The following is a 17,097-nucleotide window of genomic DNA, read 5'->3' as shown; positions in this document are numbered from 1 at the left end:
CCCTTGACCGGCGTCATAAAATGCACCGTTCGAGTGAATGAGCGCCGAGCCAGGCCACCGAGGGACGACGACGATGACAGCAGCCAATGCAGCGAACCAGGCGGCCAGTCCGCCTGACCTGACCAGCCTCGAACGGGAGCTGGCCGAGTTGTGCGTCAGCGCGTTGAACCTCGAACAAGCTGCCGATTCGATCGACGCGGCCGCCCCGCTCTACGGCGACGGCCTCGGCCTCGACTCGATCGACATCCTGGAACTCGCGCTGGAAGTCTCGCGCAAGTACGGCTTCGAACTGCGCTCGGACGACGAGCGCAACCACCAGATCTTCCAGTCGCTGCGTACCCTGGCCGCCCACGTGGCGGCCCACCGCACGCGCTGACAGGGCGGGCCGTCTGATGTGGCGCCCGGCCTTGTCGGCGCTGGCGCTCGTCGCCTACGCGGTGTTCTCCCATTGGTCGATGGTCCATGCGGCGGGCTCGCCGTGGGCGGTCGCCGTGCTGCTGGGCCCCTTGCTGGTCACGGCCGGCGCCTATGCGGCGGCGCGCCGCCAATGGGTGATGCTGGCGGCCATGGGCGCGGGCCTGGCCGCGGTGGTGCTGCTGGCCTGGCGCGGTGGCGTGGCCGAGGTGAACCGGCTGTACGTGCTGCAGCACGTGGGCATCCACGCCGCGCTGGGCAGCGTGTTCGCGATCAGCCTGCGCGGCGGGGCCGTGCCGATGATCACCGGCGTCGCGCTGCGGGTGCACGGCGGGCACATGCCCGAGGCCATGCACTGCTACACGCGCCGGGTCACCCAGCTTTGGGCGGGCTACTTCTTCTGCATGTTGGCGTTGTCGCTGCTGCTGTATGGCACCGCGTCGTGGGACGTCTGGTCGCTGTTCGCCAACGTGGGCACGCCGCTGGCGGTCGCGGCGGTGATGGTCGCCGAGTGGCGGGTGCGCTACTGGCTGCACCCCGAGTTCGAGCGGGTGTCGATCGCCACGGCCATGCGCGCCTTCCGCACGCGCCCGGCGGCGGCCGCCGGGGCCCCGGCGCCATGAACGCGCCGGGCGACCGGTTCGACAGCGCGTTGCTGCCTCTGTGGGCACAGCGCGAGCTCGATGCGCCCCTGGCCTGGCGCGCGGGCGTGCCGGTGAGCGGGCGCCGCTTCCTGGCGGATGTGGCCACGCTGGCGGCGGGCCTGCCGGGTGCCGCGCGCATCGTCAACTTGTGTACCGACCGCTATCACTTCGCGGTGGCGATGGCGGCCGCCTGGTCGCGCGGGCTGATGTGCCTGCTGCCGCCGAATGCCTTGCCCGAGACGCTGGCGGCGCTCGACGGCACCGGCCTGCCGCCGCACGCGCTGGTGGACGACATGGCCCTGGCGCCGGCCGGCGGCATGCCCTGGCAGCGCGTGGACGAGGTGCTCGCCACCGTCAAGGCGCATGGCGAGGCGCCTGTTCCCTGCATGGCGCCCGACGGTGAGCTGGCCTGCCTGCTGACGTCGGGCTCCACCGGCCGGCCCCAGCCCCACGTCAAGCGCTGGGGCCCGCTGCTGCGCAACATCGCGGCGGAGGCCGAGCGCCTGTCCGAGGCGATCGGCCAGCCCGACCTGCGCGGCCTGACCCTGGTCGCTTCGGTGCCGCCGCAGCACAGCTACGGCCTGGAGTCGACCGTGTTGCTGGCGCTGATCGGCGGTGCAGCGCTGGACAGCGGCCGCCCGTTCTACCCGGCCGACATGGCCGACGCATTGGCCCGCGTGCCGCGACCGCGGGCCCTGGTGACCACGCCGTTCCACCTCAAGACCCTGTTGCTGTCGGGCGTGGCGCTGCCACCGGTCGACCTGGTGCTCAGTGCCACGGCGCCGCTGTCACCCCAGCTGGCCCTGCAGGCCGAGCAGGCTTTCGGTGGCGTGCTGGTCGAGATCTATGGCTGCACCGAGGCCGGCCAGGTCGCCAGCCGGCGCACCAGCCAGGGCCAGACCTGGCGCACGCTGGGCGAGCTGCGCCTGCACAGCGAGCGCCGGGCGGACGGCGAGGAGGTCTTCATCGTCCAGGGCGGCCACGTGACCGAACCCACGCCGCTGGCCGACGTGCTGCAGCTCGAGGATGCGCGGCACTTCCAGCTGCTGGGCCGCGCCAACGACCTGATCCATGTGGCCGGCAAGCGCAGCTCGCTGGGTTTTCTCAACTTCCAGCTCAACCGCCTGCCTGGCGTCGAGGACGGCTGCTTCTGGATGCCCGACGAGGTCGTCGAGGGCGTGGTGCGGCCGATCGCCTTCGTCGTCGCGCCCGAGCTGACGGCCGCCCAGGTGATCGCCGGCCTGCGCGGCCTGCTCGAGGCGGCGTTCGTGCCGCGCAAGGTCGTTCATGTGACGTCGCTGCCGCGCGAGGCCACCGGCAAGCTGACCGCGCAGTCGCTGCGGGCGTTTGCGCAGCAGCACCTGCCGGCCGCCGAGGCGGCGCGCCGGCCATGACCGCGCCCGCGCTGCAGGGCCGCACCTGGCGCGTCGAGCGCCGGCTGTCGGGCGCGCACCCCGCGCTGCCCGGCCATTTCCCCGGCCAGCCGGTGTTCCCCGGTGTCGTGCTGCTGGCCGAGGTGCTCGAAGCGGCCTGGACCATCGACGAACTCGCCCCGCTGCTGCGTCAGGCGCCGGTCATCGACAACGTCAAGTTCCTCTCGGCCATCGTGCCCGAGGCCGGCTGCGAGACGCCGATCGAGGTGCTGCTGTCGCAACGGTCCGGCGGGGTGGATTTCGAGCTGCACTGCCGCGGCCAGCTCTCGGTGCGCGGGCAGTGGCGCGCCGTGGCGGCCCCGTGAACGCGCCGGCCGACTGGAGCCGCACGCGCGAGCGCAGCAACCGCTTCGCGCTTCGCTTCATCGTCTGGGTGGCGCTGCGCGGCGGGCGCGCTGCGGCGCGCGCGCTGCTGTGGCCGATCACCGCCTACTTCCTGCTCTTCGGCGGCGCCGCGAGGCGGCATTCGCGGCGCTTCCTGGCGCGTGTGCTCGGCCGGCCGCCGACGCTGGCCGAGCAATGGACCCACTTCCATCGGTTTGCCGCCACCGTGCTGGACCGGGTCTACTTCCTGCGCGACCGCTGCGAGGGCTTCGACTTGCAGGTTGACGGTGCCGAGTCGCTGTCGCACACGCTGGCGGGCGGGCAGGGCGCGTTTCTGCTCGGCGCCCATGTGGGCAGTTTCGAGGCGCTGGCGACGGTCGGGCGGCAGCGGTCGGGCTTCGAGGTCGCGATGGTCATGTACCCCGACAACGCGCAGCTGATCAATGCGGCGCTGGAAGAGATCGCGCCGGACTTCCGCATGCGCATCATCGCGCTGGGCCAGCGCGGCACCACACTGGCCATCCGCGACTGGCTCGATCAGGGCGGGCTGGTGGGCCTGCTGGCCGATCGGTCCTTGCCCGGCAGCGGCCAGCGGGGCAAGACCCTGTGGCTGCCCTTCCTCGGCCGTGAGGCGCCGTTTTCCGATGGGCCGTTCCGGCTGGCGCAGGTGCTGCGCCGCCCGGTGTTCTTCATGGCCGGTCTCTACAATGGCGGCGCGCACTACCGGATCTGCCTCGAGCCGCTGGCCGATTTCAGCGTGGTGCCTGCCGAGCCGGCCGCGCGCGACGAGCAGGTGTGGCAGGCGGTGCGGGCCTATGCGTCGCGCCTCGAGTCGGTGTGCCGCGAATCGCCCTTCAACTGGTTCAATTTCCATGACTTCTGGCAAGAAGACGCCGCTGGCTTGCCTGGCGATGGCCTGCCTGGCCACGCTGGCGCCGCCCGCCCGCGCGCTGGAACTGACTGAGATCACCCAGTTGCTGGCCCAGACGCGCTCCGGCGAGGCCCGCTTCGTCGAGCAGCGCCAGGTGCAGGGCCTGGGCCGACCGCTGCAGGCCAGCGGCACCCTGAGCTTCACGGCGCCCAGCCGCTTCGAGCGCCGCACGCTGGAGCCGCGGCCTGAAACCATGGTCGTGGATGGCAACCAGGTCACGCTGACCCGCGCGGGCCGCAGCCGGCAGATGGCGTTGGACGCGGTCCCCGAGATGGCGTTGATGGTGCAGGCCCTGCGTGGCACGCTCAACGGCGACGCCGCCGCGCTGCGCCACTGGTTCAAGCCGACGCTCAACGGCAGCACCAGCCAGTGGACGCTGCAGCTGGAGCCGCAGGACGTGCGCCTGGCCACCCAGTTCAGCTACATCACCGTGGCCGGCCGGCGCGGCGAACTGCGCAGTGTCGAGATCCAGATGGCCGACGGCGACCGCACGCTGATGACGATCGAGCCGATCGCCACCGGCGCTGCAGCCCGCTGATGGCCGACACCGCCGCCGCGGGCCGCCCGCCTCGCCTGCCGCTGGCCGGCTGGCTGCTCGCGCTGCTGCTGTGCGGCGTGGTCATCGCGCGGTCTCATTTCACGGCCGACATGTCGGCCTTCCTGCCGGCCAGCCCGAACCCCGGCCAGCAGGTGCTGATCGACCAGATTCGGCAGGGGGCGCCGGCCCGCACGCTGCTGATCGGGATCGAAGGTGCCGATGCGGCGCAGCGCGCCGAGGCGTCCAAGGCGCTGGCCCGCGCGTTGCGGGACAGCGGCCTGTTCGAGCAGGTGCAGAACGGCGAACGCGGTGACTGGGCCGCCAGCGGCGAGTGGATCGTCGCCCACCGCTACCTGCTGAGCCCCGCCGTGACGCCCGAGCGCTTCAGCGTGGCCGGCCTGCGCGACGCCATCGACGAGACGCTGTCGCTGCTGGGCACGCCGGGCGGGGCGGCCGTCAAGCCACTGCTCGGGCGCGACCCGACCGGCGAGACGCAGCGCATCGCCGAAGGCCTGATTCCGGCCCAGGCGCCGCGCTCGCAGGAGGGCGTGTGGGTCTCGCGCGAGGCGCCGCGGGCCGTGCTGCTGGCCAGCACCCGGGCGCCGGGCGACGACCTGGACGCGCAGGCTGCGGCCATCGCGCGCGTGCGCGCCGCGTTCGCCCCCTCGGCGCAGGCCGGCCTGCGGCTGCTGCTCAGCGGTGCGCCGCTGTTCGCGGTCGACAGCCGCGCGCAGATCGAGCGCGAGGTGCAGTGGCTGTCGATCGCCGGCGCCGTGCTGGTGGGCGGGCTGCTCTGGGCGGCCTTTGCCTCCTTGCGGGCCGTGGCCGTGGCCGGGCTGCCGGTCCTGGCGGGTGTGGCTGCCGGCATCACGGCGGTGAGCCTGGGCTTCGGCACCGTGCACGGTATGACACTGGGCTTCGGCACCACGCTGATCGGCGAAGCGGTGGACTACGCCATCTACTACCTGATCCAGGCGCGCAGCGGCCTGGCCGGCGGCGCCGCAGCGGGGCAGGGCTGGCGGGCCTGGCAGCGCGAAAGCTGGCCCACGGTTCGGCTGGGCCTGCTGACCTCGTTGTGCGGTTTCGCCGCGCTGGCCTTCTCGGGCTTCCCGGGCCTGGCCCAGCTGGGTGTGTTTTCGATCGCCGGCCTGGTGGCGGCGGCGCTGACGGCGCGCTGGGTGCTGCCGGTGCTGCAGCCCGACGGGGCAGGCGCGCGCGGCTGGCGGGCGCCGCTGGGCCGCGGGTGCCGCCGTGCACTCGGGCCACTGAGGCGCTCCCGGCCGGTCTGGCTGGCGCTCGCGGCCACGGCGCTGGCGGCGCTGGTGCTGTCGCCCGGGCCCTTGTGGCGCGGCGACCTCAGCGCGCTGAGCCCCATGCCTGCGCCCGCACTGGCGCTCGATGCCCAGCTGCGGGCCGACATCGGCGGCTCCGACAGCAGCACGCTGGTGATCGTGCGCGCGCCCAGCCAGGAGGCCGCACTGCGCGGCGCCGAGGCCGCCGCCGCGCGGTTGGATGGCTGGGTCGACAGCGGACGCCTCGTCGGCTACGAAACGCCGACGCGCCTGCTGCCCAGCCAGGCCACGCAGGCTGCGCGTCGGGCCAGCCTGCCCGAGCCGGCGGCCCTGGCCGCGCGGTGGCGCGACGCCGCCGCGGGCAGCCCGCTGGACACCTTGTCGCCGCAAGACTTCTTCACCCAGGTCGGGCAGGCGCGGCAGTCGCCCTTGCTCGACTGGACGGCGCTGCGAGCCAGCCCGCTGGCGCCGCTGGTCGGCTCGATGCTGATCGGCCCCCCGGCTGGCGCCACAGAGGGTGCCTGGACGGCGCTGTTGCCGCTGCACGAGGCGCCCGACCGGCCGCTGGACAGCCAGGCGCTGAGGCAGGCCCTGGCCGGCATCGACGGCGCGCAGGTGCTGGCCGTGAAGGCCGAGCTGGACGGCCTGTACCGCGGCTACCTGGGCGAGGCCATGTGGCAGGCCTGGCTCGGTGCCGGCGCCGTGCTGTGCCTGCTGGCGGCCTGGCTGCGCAGCGCACGGCGGGTCGCGCGGGTGGCAGTGCCGCTCGCGCTGGCGGTGGTGCTGTGCCTGGGCGGGCTGCACGTGCTGGGCGCCCCGCTGGGCGTGCTGCACCTGGTCGGCCTGCTGCTGGTCATGGCGGTGGGCTCCAACTACGCACTTTTCTTCGACACCCCGCCGGACCGGCTGGGGGACGATGCCCTGGCCTCGATGTGCCTGGCGAACCTGACGACGGTGCTGTCCTTCGGCCTGATCGCCAGCTCGAAGATCCCGGCGCTGGCGGCGATCGGCCAGGTGGTGGCACCGGGGGCCGCGCTGGCCTTGCTGCTTGCGGCAGCATTCACGCCCGGGCGCCAGGGCGCGGCAGCCCCTGTGTGACAATTTCGGGCCGCGCCTGCCAAGGCGGCCTGCCCGCCTTGCCGACGATGTCATTTGCCCTCGATCACCGTTCCGCCGTTCCGAATCGCTGGCGCCCCTCGGCCTTCATTCGCGCCACCTTTGCCTGCCATGCCGCGGCACTGGCGACGGTCGTGGTCGAACCGGGCTGGGCCCTGCCGGCCGCCCTGGCGGTGCTGGCCAACCACGGGCTGATCGTCTGCGTGACCTTGTGGCCGCGAAGCCGCTGGTTCGGGCCCAACCTGGCCCGCCTGCCCGCCGAGGCGACCGGCCGGCGCGAGCTCGCGCTGACGATAGACGACGGGCCGGATCCTGAGGTCACCCCGGCGGTGCTCGACGCCCTGGACGCTGCGGGCGCCAAGGCCACCTTCTTCTGCATCGCCGACAGGGTGGCCGCGCATCCGGTACTGGCGCGCGACATCGTCAGCCGCGGCCACGACATCCAGAATCACAGCGCCTCGCACCGGCACCATTTCTCGCTGCTCGGCCCGCGCGGGTACGCCCACGAGCTCGGCCGCGCCCAGGGGATCATCGAATCGGTCACCGGCCAGCGCCCCCGGTTCTTCCGCGCGCCGGCGGGCTTTCGCAATCCCTTCATCGCGCCGGTGCTGGCGCGGCTGGGCCTGACGCTGGTGAGCTGGACGCGGCGCGGCTTCGACACCCGCGAGGCTGACGCCGGCCGGGTGCTCGCACGCCTGACCCGCGGCCTGGCCGCCGGCGACATCCTGCTGCTGCACGACGGCCATGCGCGCCGCACGGCGACCGGGCAGCCGGTGATCCTGGAAGTGCTGCCGCCTCTGCTCGAACGCTGCCGCGCGGCCGGCCTGAGCATGGTTCGCCTGTCGGACGCTGTCGCCCCATGACGCGCCGGACGATGCCCGATGCCCGGCCGGCGTGGCGGCACCTGCACCATTCGGCCAGCGTGCCCTACCGGCGCGCGGGCCGCTTTGCCTGGCATTTCGCGCGCGGCAAGCTGGGCTGGGACCCCGTCTTCCACGCCGTGCTTCAGCAGGGCCTCGTTCGTCCTGGGGCCCGCGTGCTCGATCTCGGCTGCGGCCAGGGCCTGATGGCCAGCTTGCTGGCGGCGGTGGACCGGGCGGCCGTCCCACTGCAGTGGCCCGGCGCCTGGGCGCCGGCACCCGTCAATGTGCACTACACCGGTATCGACCTGATGCCGCGCGACGTAGCGCGTGCCAAGATGGCCATCGAGCCGCTGCAAACCCGTGCCTCGTTCCTGTGCGGTGACATCTGCGAGGCGCCCCTGCCGGCCAGCGACGTGGTCGTGATGCTCGACGTGCTGCATTACTTTCCCCATGCCGCCCAGGCGACGCTGTTGCAGCGGGTGCATGCGGCGCTCGCTCCACAAGGCCGGCTGCTGGTGCGCATTGGCGACGCCTCGAAGCGGCACCGCTTCGCCATGAGCCAATGGGTCGACCGGGTCGTGACCCGGGCGCGCGGCCACCGCGTGCCGCCCACCTTCTGCCGACCCCTGGCCGAGTGGGTGGCGCTGCTGGATGGGTTGGGCTTCTTCGTTCGCAGCGTGCCGATGAGCCAGGGCACGCCTTTCGCCAATGTGTTGCTGGTGGCCGATGTGCGAGCCGCCGGTGGAGGAATTGAATGACCCGCTGGCCGGTGTCCGCCTACACCCTGACCACGGCGCTGGGCCGTGGCATCGACGCCCACAACCGGGCCCTGCGCGCCGGCGCCACGGGTTTGCGCCTGCAGCGCTTCGAGACAGCCGGCTTCGAGGCCTGGCTGGGCCTGGTCGAAGGGGTCGATGAGGTCGAGCTGCCGGCAACGCTGTCGGACTTCGATTGCCGCAACCACCGCCTGGCCTGGCAGGGCATGCAGGCCGATGGCTTCGCCGCGCGCGTGCAGCAGGCCGTGCAGCGCTGGGGTGCGCACCGGGTCGGCGTCTTCATGGGCACCAGCACGTCGGGCATTCTGCAGACCGAGCAGGCCTATCGCCGGCGCGACCCCGTCAGCGGCGCGTTGCCGCCCGATCTGCACTATGCCGAGACCCACAACAACTCGGCGCTCGCGCGGTTCGTGCAGGCCGCGCTGGGTGTGCAGGGGCCGGCCTGGTCGGTTTCGACCGCCTGCTCGTCGGGCGCCAAGGTCTTCGGCAGCGCGGCGCGGCTGCTGGCGCTGGGCCTGATCGATGCCGCGGTCGTCGGCGGCGTCGACAGCCTGTGCCTGACGACGCTGTACGGTTTCGACTCGCTGGAGCTGTTGTCGCCCGACATCTGCCGGCCCTGGGATGCCCAGCGCCACGGCCTGTCGCTCGGCGAGGCGGCGGCCTACGCGCTGCTGGAGCGCGAGGCGAGCGCGCCGGTGGCCTGGCTGCGCGGCGTCGGCGAAAGCAGCGACGGCCACCACATGAGCTCACCCTTGCCCGACGGCGCCGGCGCCGCGCTGGCCATGCAGCAGGCCCTGGCGCAGGCGGGCCTGGCCGCCGCCGACATCGACTACATCAACCTGCACGGCACCGCGACGCTGAACAACGACGCCGCCGAGGACCAGGCCATGGCGCGGGTCTTCCCCGGCGTGCCCTGCAGCTCGACCAAGGGCGCGACCGGCCACACACTGGGCGCCGCCGGTGCGGTGGAGGCGGGCATTGCGATGCTCGCCCTGCAGACCGGCCTGATGCCCGGTGGCCAGACGCTGCAGCAGCGCGACCCGGCGCTGGTGGCGAATTACCTGCCGCAGGCGCGCGAGGCCCGCCTCGGACACGTCGCGAGCAATTCGTTCGGCTTCGGCGGCACCAACGTCTGCCTGGTCTTCGGAGCCGCCGAATGAACCCGCCGGTGGAAGTGAACATCGTCGGCGTCGGGCTGCTGGCGCCGGGGCTGGCCGGCTGGGCCGAGGCCGCGGCCCGCCTTCGCGACCCGGCCAGCTGGGCGGTTGCGCCGACCGTGCTGCCACCGCCGGCCCGCCTGCCGCCGGCCGAGCGGCGCCGCAGCGGCAGCGTGGTGAAGCTGTCGCTCGCCGTGGCCGACGAGGCGCTGGCCATGGCATCGGCACGCACCGGCCACGCCTTCGACCCGGCAGGCGTCGCCACTGTCTTCACCTCGTCGAGCGGCGATCCGGTGAACTGCCATGCACTGTGCGAAGCCCTGGCCCTGCCCGAACGCGCGGTCTCGCCCACGCGCTTCACCAACTCGGTCCACAACGCCACGGCCGGCTACTGGCACATCGCGACCCAGTCGCGCGCGCCGTCGACCAGCCTGTGTGCCTACGACGACAGCTTCGCCGCCGGTCTGCTGGAGGCCATGGCGCAGTGTGCCGCCGGCGGCGCGCCGGTGCTGCTGGTGGCGTCGGACATCGCCTACCCCGAACCGCTGCATGCCTTGCGGCCGATGATGGACGCGGTAGGTGTCGCGCTGCTGCTGACGCCGGTGATGCCAGCCCCTGCCGGGCCGAGCGGCGCATCGCTGCGGCTGCGCTGGGGCGATGCGGCGGGCCTCGCAGCCGAAAGCGATTGCGCGCATCCGGGCCTCGATGCGCTGCGCCGCTCGGTGCCGGCAGCGCGTGCCTTGCCGCTGCTGCAGGCGCTGGCCCGCGGCGAGCCGAGCGAGCTGGTGCTGCCGGCCTTCGGCGGCCCGGCACTCATGCTGTCGCTGGCGCCGCAGGGGGCCTGGTGACGGCCGCCGTGACCACGCTGGACGCGGCCGGCATCGCCCGGCGCGTACCACACCAGGGTGCGATGTGCTGGCTCGAGAGCCTGCTGTCGTGGTCCGACGAGCGCATCGTCTGCCTGGCCGACAACCACCTCGACGCGGCGCACCCGCTGCGCAGCGCGCATGGCCTGCTGGCCAGTTGCGCCATCGAGTACGCCGCGCAGGCCATGGCCCTGCACGGCGCGCTGCGCGCCGAATCGTTGGGTGATGGCACGGGGCCGGTGCCCGGCTTCCTGGCCAGCGCACGGGGTGTCGAGTTGGCCCGCTGGCGGCTGGACGATGTCGACGCGCCGCTGCGCATCGAGGCCGAGCGCCAGGCGGGCGACAACCGCCAGCTGCTGTACCGTTTCCAGGTCACCGAAGCCACCACCGGCGACTGGCTCGCGCGCGGCCGCGCGACCGTCGTCCTCAACACGCCTTTGACGCCACGCCAACCATGAGCCTTGCCGGCAAGCGCGCCCTCGTCACCGGCGCCAGCGGCGCGCTGGGCACCGCCATTGCGCGGCGCCTCGCCCGCGACGGCGCCGCCGTCGTGCTGCACGCGAATTCGCGGCCCGACGCCGTCCAGGCCCTGGCCGCGGAAATCGTCGCGACCGGCGGGCAGGCGACGGTGCAGGTCTTCGACCTGACCGACGCCGTGGCCGCTGAAGCCGCCTGCGAGCGGATGCTGGCCGAGGGCCCCGTGCAGATCATCGTCAACAACGCCGGGGTGCACGACGACGCCGTCTTCCCGGCGATGCGCGCCGAGCAATGGCACCGCGTGATCGACGTGTCGCTGCATGGCTTCTTTCACGTGACGCGCCCGCTGCTGCTGCCGATGCTGCGCACCCGCTGGGGCCGCGTGATCAACATCTCGTCGGTGGCCGCGCTGATGGGCAACCGCGGCCAGGTGAACTACGCGGCGGCCAAGGGGGCGCTCAACAGTGCCACCAAGGCCTTGTCGCTCGAAGTGGCGGGGCGCGGCGTCACGGTGAATGCGGTGGCGCCCGGCATCATCCAGTCGCCCATGGCCGACGCGGTGTTCGACCCCAAGGCCGTGGCCGAGATGGTGCCGGCCCGCCGCGCCGGCACGCCCGACGAAGTGGCTGCGCTGGTGGGCTTCCTGGCCAGTGCCGAAGCCGGCTACATCACCGGCCAGGTCATCTCGATCAACGGCGGGATGGCCTAGCCGGCATGGCCTCCTAAGGCTGGAACGGGGGCCTCCCGGTGGCCCGGCGCCAGGCCAGCAGCGGCAGGCGCAGCACGAACTCGAGCATCAACCGGGTGTGCATCCACGTCAGCAGCACGTTGTCGCGCCCGTAGCGGAAATGCGAGACGCCGCCTTCGTCGGCACGCAGGTACTTGACCGGGGCGTCGCGGTTGATCGGCTTCACGCCGCGCCAGGCCAGGCGCACCACCGCTTCGGTGTCGAAGTCGAATCGCCGCATCCAGGGCTGGCGCGCCATCACCGCGATCAAGGGGGCGATCGGGTAGACGCGAAAGCCGTACAGCGAATCGGCCACGCCGGCGCCGAGCGTCTCGAGATTGGTCCACCAGTTCGAGATACGCCGGCCGCGCACCCGCAGCAGCGGCGCGCTGGCGTCGAACACCGGCCGGCCGAGGACCATGGCCTCGGGGCGCCGCATCGACTGGGCCATGAAGTCGGGGATCAGGTCGGGCGGGTGCTGACCGTCCGAGTCCATAGTCAGCGCATGGGTGAAGCCGGCGGCTTGCGCTTCGCGCAGCCCGTGCAGCACGGCGGCGCCCTTGCCTTGGTTGACCGGCAGCGTCACCACGCGCAGCCCGGCGTCGGTGTCCGCCATGGCCCGAAGCGGATCGGCGCTGCCATCGGTGCTGCCATCGACCACCACCCACACGGGCGCCCAGCGCGCGCGGGCGGCGCGCACGGTGTCGAGCAGGGTGGCGCCGGTGTTGTAGCTGGGGATCAGCACCAGGTGGGTGGTCGAAGGGGCCGGGGTCACGGGCGGCATGTTCAGCAGGCAGGAGGCGAGGACGGCTTCAGGCTCTCGGCGAAGTAGTCTTGGATCTCGGCCAGTTGCGCCGCCGGGTCGTCCGCCGGAAGGAAGCGGCGGCCCAGTCGGACCGAGAATTCGATGGGCAGCGGCGGCAGCCGCCACAGCGGCCAGCCCTTGCCGAGGTAGGGCGAGTCGGTGTCGATGAAGACGGTCTGGATGGGCGCGTCCGCCAGCTTGGCGATCAGCGTGAAGCCGGGCCGGAAGTCGTTCACCGGCCGCCGCTCGGTGCGGGTGCCTTCGGGAAAGAGCACCAGTTGCCCGCCGCTCTTCAGGTCGGCCACCGCCTGGCGCACCATGCCCAGCGCCGAATCGTTGCGGATATAGCGGGCCAGCCGGGCGCCCGGGCCGAGAAAGGGGTTGTGGGCCAGGCTCGCCTTCATCACGCAGGCGCTGCGGGGCAGGCGCGCGACCAGCATCAGCGCGTCCAGCATGCTGGGGTGGTTGGCCACGACGATCAGGCCCGGCTCGTCGCGCAGCGGGTCCAGGGCGTGTGCGTCCATCTTCAGCAGGCCGGAGGCGTTGGCGATCGTCCAGAACAGGCCGTAGCCGTGCGAGATGCCGGCGCGGCCGACCTCCATCCCGCGCCGGCGCGCCAGCAGCGGGTAGAGGACCGCCGCAATCAGGTTCCAGCCCAGCGAGATCAGGCCCAGCAGCAGGAGCTGGCCCCACAGCAGGCCGAGCATCGCCGGGCGAAGCAGCCAGTGGTTCATTGCCATGCGCCTCAACGCTCCGCCGCCACGAGGCGCCCCGAACGCGCGAATACCCAGCTCACGGCCATGCCGGCCGAAAGCTGGTGCCGCTCGCGCACCAGCGGGCCGTCGGCCATCGCGCTGCCGGCGATGTGGTCGCTCTTGACGAACAGGCCCATCCACCAGTCATCCACCTGGCGCGACATCGCGGCGATCGCCTGCCAGCCGGCGTAGCCGCCGCCGGCGCGGTAAGCCGGCCGGGCCGGCGCCGCGTCGGCCGCAGTGACATCGTAGTAGTAGGCATGGAAGCGGCGGTCACCGAACAGCGGGCCCGCCTGGAGCCCCGCGTTCCAGCCGACCAGCGGCTGATCCCAGTTGAGGTGAGGGTTCGCGACCCAGCCGATGTGCCGCGGTGCCGACTCGACCGTGAAGGCGGCGCGCAAGGGCAGGCGCAGGTCGAGCTTGCGGTGGGCGTCGTCGCGCCAGAGCGTCAGGTTCCAGACCGGGCCGGCTTCCACCGTCGGCGCCAGGTCGGCCATGCCGGCGCGGGCGCGGTTGTCCTTGCTGAAGGTGGGCGCCGAAGCCGCGAGACTCAGGTTGAGCTCGCTGCGCTCGCTTTCGAAGAGCGTGGCGCGCGCGCCGTCGCGGTCGGCCTTCAGCCACTCGCCGCGGTACACCGCATACGGCACCGGCAGCAGCCACAGGTGCGACTGGTCGGAGCCCCGGTAGTGGGGCAGCCACAGGGTGCCCGCGCCGATGCCCAGTTCCCACGCAGGCAGGTCCTCGGCCTGCACGACAGCGCCAAGCAACGTGCAGGCGACTGCGACGGCGGCTGCGCGCAGCGGCCGGCATGGTGCCGGGCGGGCCATCAGACGAGCGCCCCGTCGGCCGTGGCGTGGGCCTCGATCTCGAGCAACAGGTCGCTGCGGCAGATGTCGGCCTGGACATAGATCGCTCGGCGTGCGGCCGGCGAATTGGCACCCACACCCGCTTCGAAACTGCGCCGTACCAGATCGGCGTCGGCCGCATGTCGCACGTAGACCGTGCAGGTCATGTCGCTGACCGAAAAACGGGCGCCGCAGCGCTCATGGGCGGCACCGACCACCGCGTTCAGGTTGCGCAGCGTTTCTTCCACTTGCCGCGGAATGTCGCCGGGGTGCACGCTGGCGCTGCCGACGATGCTTGCCGTGCCCGACACCAGCAGCGCGATGCGGCCCGGCGCGCATGGCAGCAGCACCGCCCGCGAGAAGGTGGGGCTGCGGGGGCCGAACTCCGCCGGGTATCGCCATGCGGGCACCTGGCGCGGGTTCTCCAGCGGCACCGGTGCCACGCGGCCGGCGAGAAAACGGATGCGCAACGGGCCGTCGACCGTGCCGAGCGCGCAGGCGGCCGGAGCCCCGGCGAAGGCATCGCGCCGGGCGTTCAAGAAGGCCTGTTGCCGGCCGAGGTTGAACTGCCGGTAGCGCTCGAGGCCCGATTGCTCGCGGTTGATGCCGGGCAGGTAGTTCCACAGGCGCACCAGGTGCGGCACGCCGGCCGCTTCGAGCGAAGCGAAGATGGCGCGGTAGGCTTCGTGCACCAGCGCGTCGAGATCGCCACGGGCCTCGTCCTCGGTGCTGTCGTAGGCGCCGAACAGCCATTGGCCGTCAGTCGCCCAGCGCACGGGCGCCGATTCGCCCAGCCGCACCGGCCCGTCGACGAGCCACGCATCGATCTCGCCGGCATTGGGCGACAAGGCGGGCATGGGCCCCAGAGCCAGCGCGGCCGGCACCACGCCGGACAGGGCCTGGTAGCCGACGCCGCCGAGCAATTGCCCGGCATCCGACAAGGCCGCGGCGGCTTCCAGGCGCACCAGGCGCTGCGCGGCCAGCGCCGCGCCCACGTGGACCGGGCTCCTCACCGGGCCTCCAGCACGTTCTCGCCCCGCAGCGGCCCGACGTCGCGGATGTTCGCGCGGCGGCGGCGCCATGTGGCGATGGTGCGCCGCAAATGCAGGATCTGGTTGACGTAGTAGACGGCCTTGAACATGCGCAGGGAACGCCAGATGGGGGTCTCGCCGAAGATGTCGCCGGCCAGCAGCGACAGTACCGCTTCCTTCACGCGCCAGGGATTGGCCGGGTTCATGAAGAGATTGCGGATCGTCGGGTTGGTGACGCGGAAGATGAACCAGCAGAAGACGCGCGGCCCCTTGGCCATCATGGCCTCGTAGCGGCGCTGTTCGCGAGCGTATTCGGCGGGCCGGTCGAGCCGGGCGGCGACGAGGTCGGCCACGCCGAAGGCGCCTTGCATGGCGAGGTACACGCCCGACGAGAACACCGGGTCGACGAAGGCGTAGGCGTCGCCGACCAGCGCGAAGTGGTCACCCGTGCAGCTGCGGCTTCGGTACGAATAGTTGCCGGTCGCATGCACGGCGCCATCCACCAGCGTGGCGCCGGCCAGGCGTTGTTGCAGCTCCGGGCAAAGGGCAATCGTGTCCGCGAAGAACTCGGCCAGCGGCTTGTCGCGCGACTTCAGGTAGTGCGGCCAGCACACCGCGCCGACGCTGGTGGCGCCGTCCGCCAAGGGGATGAACCAGAACCAGCCGTGGCGGAACCAGAAGATGCTGATGTTGCCGGCCTGCTTGCCCGGAAGGCGCTCGGCACCGGTGAAGTGGCCGTACAGCGCCGCACTGTTGTGCTCGGCCATCTTCTGCTTGGTGCCCAATTGGCCGGCCAGCAGCGTGTCGCGGCCGGATGCGTCGATCACGTAACGCGCACGCCAGCGTCGCTCGGCGCCATCGGCCAGCGTCGCGAGGACGTCGGCGCCGTCGGCATCGAAATTCACCTCGCGCACGCGGCAGCCCTCGATGGCCTCGGCACCGGCCCGGGCCGCATGGCGAAACATCAACTCGTCCAGCTCGGATCGGCGCACCTGCCAGGCGTAGGGCATGGACTTGTCCCACGCGTCGCCGAACTCGAGGAAGCTGTGGTGGGCATGTTCGGGCGAGACGAACTCGATGCCCCATTTGGGCATGCCGATGCGTTCGACCTCCTCGCGCAGACCCAGCCGTTCGAACAAGGCGACGTTCGACGGCAACAGCGATTCACCGATGTGAAAGCGCGGGTGGTGCGCCTTGTCGACCACCACCACCCGCCGGCCCTGGCGGGCGAGCAAGGTGGCGGCCGTCGAGCCGGCCGGCCCGCCGCCGATGACCAGGACGTCGCAAGCTTCGACCGTGCTCATGCCTGCGGTTTGGTGGCGGTGAACTCGGAGAAGATGCCCAGCTCGACGTAACGTTTGACGTCGGTGAAACCGGCATCCTTCAGCGCCTGCACGACCGCGTCAGGCGCGATGCAGGCCTCGATGGTGTCCCAGTAATAGCGCCACAACAACGGCGTGTCGGTGCCCTTGCAGACGAAGCGGGCGATGGTCGGCACCACCAAGCGCATGTAGCCCTTGAGCAGTGCCATGCCGAAGCGTGATCTCGGCCGGGTGATTTCCAGAATCAGCAGGCGGCCACCGGGCTTGAGCGTGCGGTGGAACTCGGCGAAGGCCGGGCGCACGTCGCCCAGGTGGCGCAGCGCATAGCCCATGCTCAGGAAATCGGCGCTCGCATCGGGCCGGGGAATGGCTTCGGCGAAGCCCTGCAGCAGCTCGACGCCCGGCAGGTGCGCCTGGCCCATCATGCCGGGGCTCGGGTCGACGCCGACGACCGAGCCCTGGGGGCCGATCAGCTTGAGCGCCTCGTGGGCGACCAGGCCGGTGCCGGTGCCCACGTCCAGCACCTGCGCGCCGGCGCGCAGCCCCGCGCGCTGCAGCGCCTGGCGGCGATACCACGGGCCGCTGCCGAACGCCAGGATGCGCTCGATGCGGTCGTAGTCGACGGCGGTGCCGTCGAAGATGCGCTGGACGAAATCGCGCTTCTTGTCCTTGCTCTCGTAATATTCGGTCAGCGTGCCGTGGGGCTGCAGGGTCTGGCCCGCAGGGGGCTCGGCATTCGAGGGTGCGCTCATGGCGCGATTCTGCAACGCCTTGGAGATGA

The 17,097-nt window shown here is 72.3% G+C and carries 19 protein-coding genes; 13 read left to right on the top strand and 6 right to left on the bottom strand.

Going from position 1 to position 17,097, the window contains the following annotated elements; translation table 11 throughout:
- Window positions 1-73 precede the first annotated feature (73 nt).
- The 13 genes from VJ693_RS23660 to fabG are packed head-to-tail and all read left to right on the top strand — an operon-like array spanning window position 74 to window position 11,540.
- Complete coding sequence (locus VJ693_RS23660; RefSeq protein ID WP_324158331.1) at window positions 74-376, top strand: phosphopantetheine-binding protein; 303 nt, start codon at window positions 74-76, stop codon at window positions 374-376.
- 16 nt (window positions 377-392) lie between these two features.
- The gene (locus VJ693_RS23655; RefSeq protein ID WP_324158330.1) at window positions 393-1,037 is read left to right on the top strand and encodes a hypothetical protein; all 645 of its coding nucleotides are present in this window, start codon (window positions 393-395) and stop codon (window positions 1,035-1,037) included.
- On the top strand, window positions 1,034-2,452 hold the full coding sequence (locus VJ693_RS23650) for an AMP-binding protein (protein ID WP_324158329.1): 1,419 nt from the start codon (window positions 1,034-1,036) through the stop codon (window positions 2,450-2,452). The genes VJ693_RS23655 and VJ693_RS23650 overlap by 4 nt, the downstream gene beginning before the upstream one ends.
- A complete protein-coding gene (locus VJ693_RS23645) occupies window positions 2,449-2,796 on the top strand; it encodes a hypothetical protein (protein WP_324158328.1) in 348 nt (115 codons plus the stop codon). Before VJ693_RS23650 ends, VJ693_RS23645 begins: the two co-directional genes overlap by 4 nt.
- Entirely contained in the window at window positions 2,793-3,779 is a 987-nt protein-coding gene (locus VJ693_RS23640; protein ID WP_324158327.1) for an acyl-CoA synthetase, read from the top strand. Before VJ693_RS23645 ends, VJ693_RS23640 begins: the two co-directional genes overlap by 4 nt.
- Window positions 3,688-4,284, top strand: coding sequence for a LolA-related protein (locus VJ693_RS23635; protein WP_324158326.1), 597 nt, complete (start codon window positions 3,688-3,690; stop codon window positions 4,282-4,284). The genes VJ693_RS23640 and VJ693_RS23635 overlap by 92 nt, the downstream gene beginning before the upstream one ends.
- The gene (locus tag VJ693_RS23630) at window positions 4,284-6,674 is read left to right on the top strand and encodes an MMPL family transporter (protein WP_324158325.1); all 2,391 of its coding nucleotides are present in this window, start codon (window positions 4,284-4,286) and stop codon (window positions 6,672-6,674) included. The genes VJ693_RS23635 and VJ693_RS23630 overlap by 1 nt, the downstream gene beginning before the upstream one ends.
- A 47-nt stretch (window positions 6,675-6,721) precedes the next feature.
- Complete coding sequence (locus VJ693_RS23625; RefSeq protein WP_324158324.1) at window positions 6,722-7,555, top strand: polysaccharide deacetylase family protein; 834 nt, start codon at window positions 6,722-6,724, stop codon at window positions 7,553-7,555.
- Window positions 7,552-8,313, top strand: coding sequence for a class I SAM-dependent methyltransferase (locus tag VJ693_RS23620; RefSeq protein ID WP_324158323.1), 762 nt, complete (start codon window positions 7,552-7,554; stop codon window positions 8,311-8,313). Before VJ693_RS23625 ends, VJ693_RS23620 begins: the two co-directional genes overlap by 4 nt.
- Window positions 8,310-9,491: a beta-ketoacyl-[acyl-carrier-protein] synthase family protein gene (locus VJ693_RS23615; RefSeq protein WP_324158321.1), complete on the top strand. Its 1,182-nt coding sequence runs from the start codon at window positions 8,310-8,312 to the stop codon at window positions 9,489-9,491. Before VJ693_RS23620 ends, VJ693_RS23615 begins: the two co-directional genes overlap by 4 nt.
- On the top strand, window positions 9,488-10,336 hold the full coding sequence (locus VJ693_RS23610; protein WP_324158319.1) for a beta-ketoacyl synthase chain length factor: 849 nt from the start codon (window positions 9,488-9,490) through the stop codon (window positions 10,334-10,336). Before VJ693_RS23615 ends, VJ693_RS23610 begins: the two co-directional genes overlap by 4 nt.
- Window positions 10,333-10,812, top strand: a complete 480-nt coding sequence (locus tag VJ693_RS23605; RefSeq protein WP_324158317.1) for a hydroxymyristoyl-ACP dehydratase — start codon at window positions 10,333-10,335, stop codon at window positions 10,810-10,812. Before VJ693_RS23610 ends, VJ693_RS23605 begins: the two co-directional genes overlap by 4 nt.
- A complete protein-coding gene (fabG, locus tag VJ693_RS23600) occupies window positions 10,809-11,540 on the top strand; it encodes a 3-oxoacyl-ACP reductase FabG (protein WP_324158316.1) in 732 nt (243 codons plus the stop codon). Before VJ693_RS23605 ends, fabG begins: the two co-directional genes overlap by 4 nt.
- A gap of 13 nt (window positions 11,541-11,553) precedes the next feature.
- On the opposite strand, the gene VJ693_RS23595 is transcribed toward fabG, so the two are convergent.
- Genes VJ693_RS23595 through VJ693_RS23570 form a run of 6 tightly spaced genes read right to left on the bottom strand, consistent with a single transcriptional unit; the run spans window position 11,554 to window position 17,068 of the window.
- Window positions 11,554-12,342 (bottom strand): glycosyltransferase family 2 protein, encoded by a 789-nt coding sequence (locus VJ693_RS23595; protein WP_324158314.1) that lies wholly within the window; start codon window positions 12,340-12,342, stop codon window positions 11,554-11,556.
- 2 nt (window positions 12,343-12,344) lie between these two features.
- Window positions 12,345-13,097, bottom strand: a complete 753-nt coding sequence (locus VJ693_RS23590) for a lysophospholipid acyltransferase family protein (RefSeq protein WP_324158312.1) — start codon at window positions 13,095-13,097, stop codon at window positions 12,345-12,347.
- Window positions 13,098-13,108: 11 nt separating this feature from the next.
- Window positions 13,109-13,885, bottom strand: coding sequence for a MipA/OmpV family protein (locus tag VJ693_RS23585; RefSeq protein WP_324158310.1), 777 nt, complete (start codon window positions 13,883-13,885; stop codon window positions 13,109-13,111).
- Window positions 13,886-13,944: 59 nt separating this feature from the next.
- Window positions 13,945-14,976 (bottom strand): hypothetical protein, encoded by a 1,032-nt coding sequence (locus VJ693_RS23580; RefSeq protein WP_324158308.1) that lies wholly within the window; start codon window positions 14,974-14,976, stop codon window positions 13,945-13,947.
- Complete coding sequence (locus tag VJ693_RS23575) at window positions 14,973-16,298, bottom strand: NAD(P)/FAD-dependent oxidoreductase (protein WP_324158307.1); 1,326 nt, start codon at window positions 16,296-16,298, stop codon at window positions 14,973-14,975. The genes VJ693_RS23580 and VJ693_RS23575 overlap by 4 nt, the downstream gene beginning before the upstream one ends.
- Entirely contained in the window at window positions 16,295-17,068 is a 774-nt protein-coding gene (locus tag VJ693_RS23570; protein WP_324158305.1) for a class I SAM-dependent methyltransferase, read from the bottom strand. The genes VJ693_RS23575 and VJ693_RS23570 overlap by 4 nt, the downstream gene beginning before the upstream one ends.
- Window positions 17,069-17,097: the final 29 nt, after the last annotated feature.

The organism is Ideonella sp. (assembly GCF_035254525.1).
Lineage (GTDB): Bacteria > Pseudomonadota > Gammaproteobacteria > Burkholderiales > Burkholderiaceae_C > Ideonella.
The sequence above is the reverse complement of the archived record's forward strand: the minus strand, read 5'-3'. Positions and strand labels throughout refer to the sequence as shown.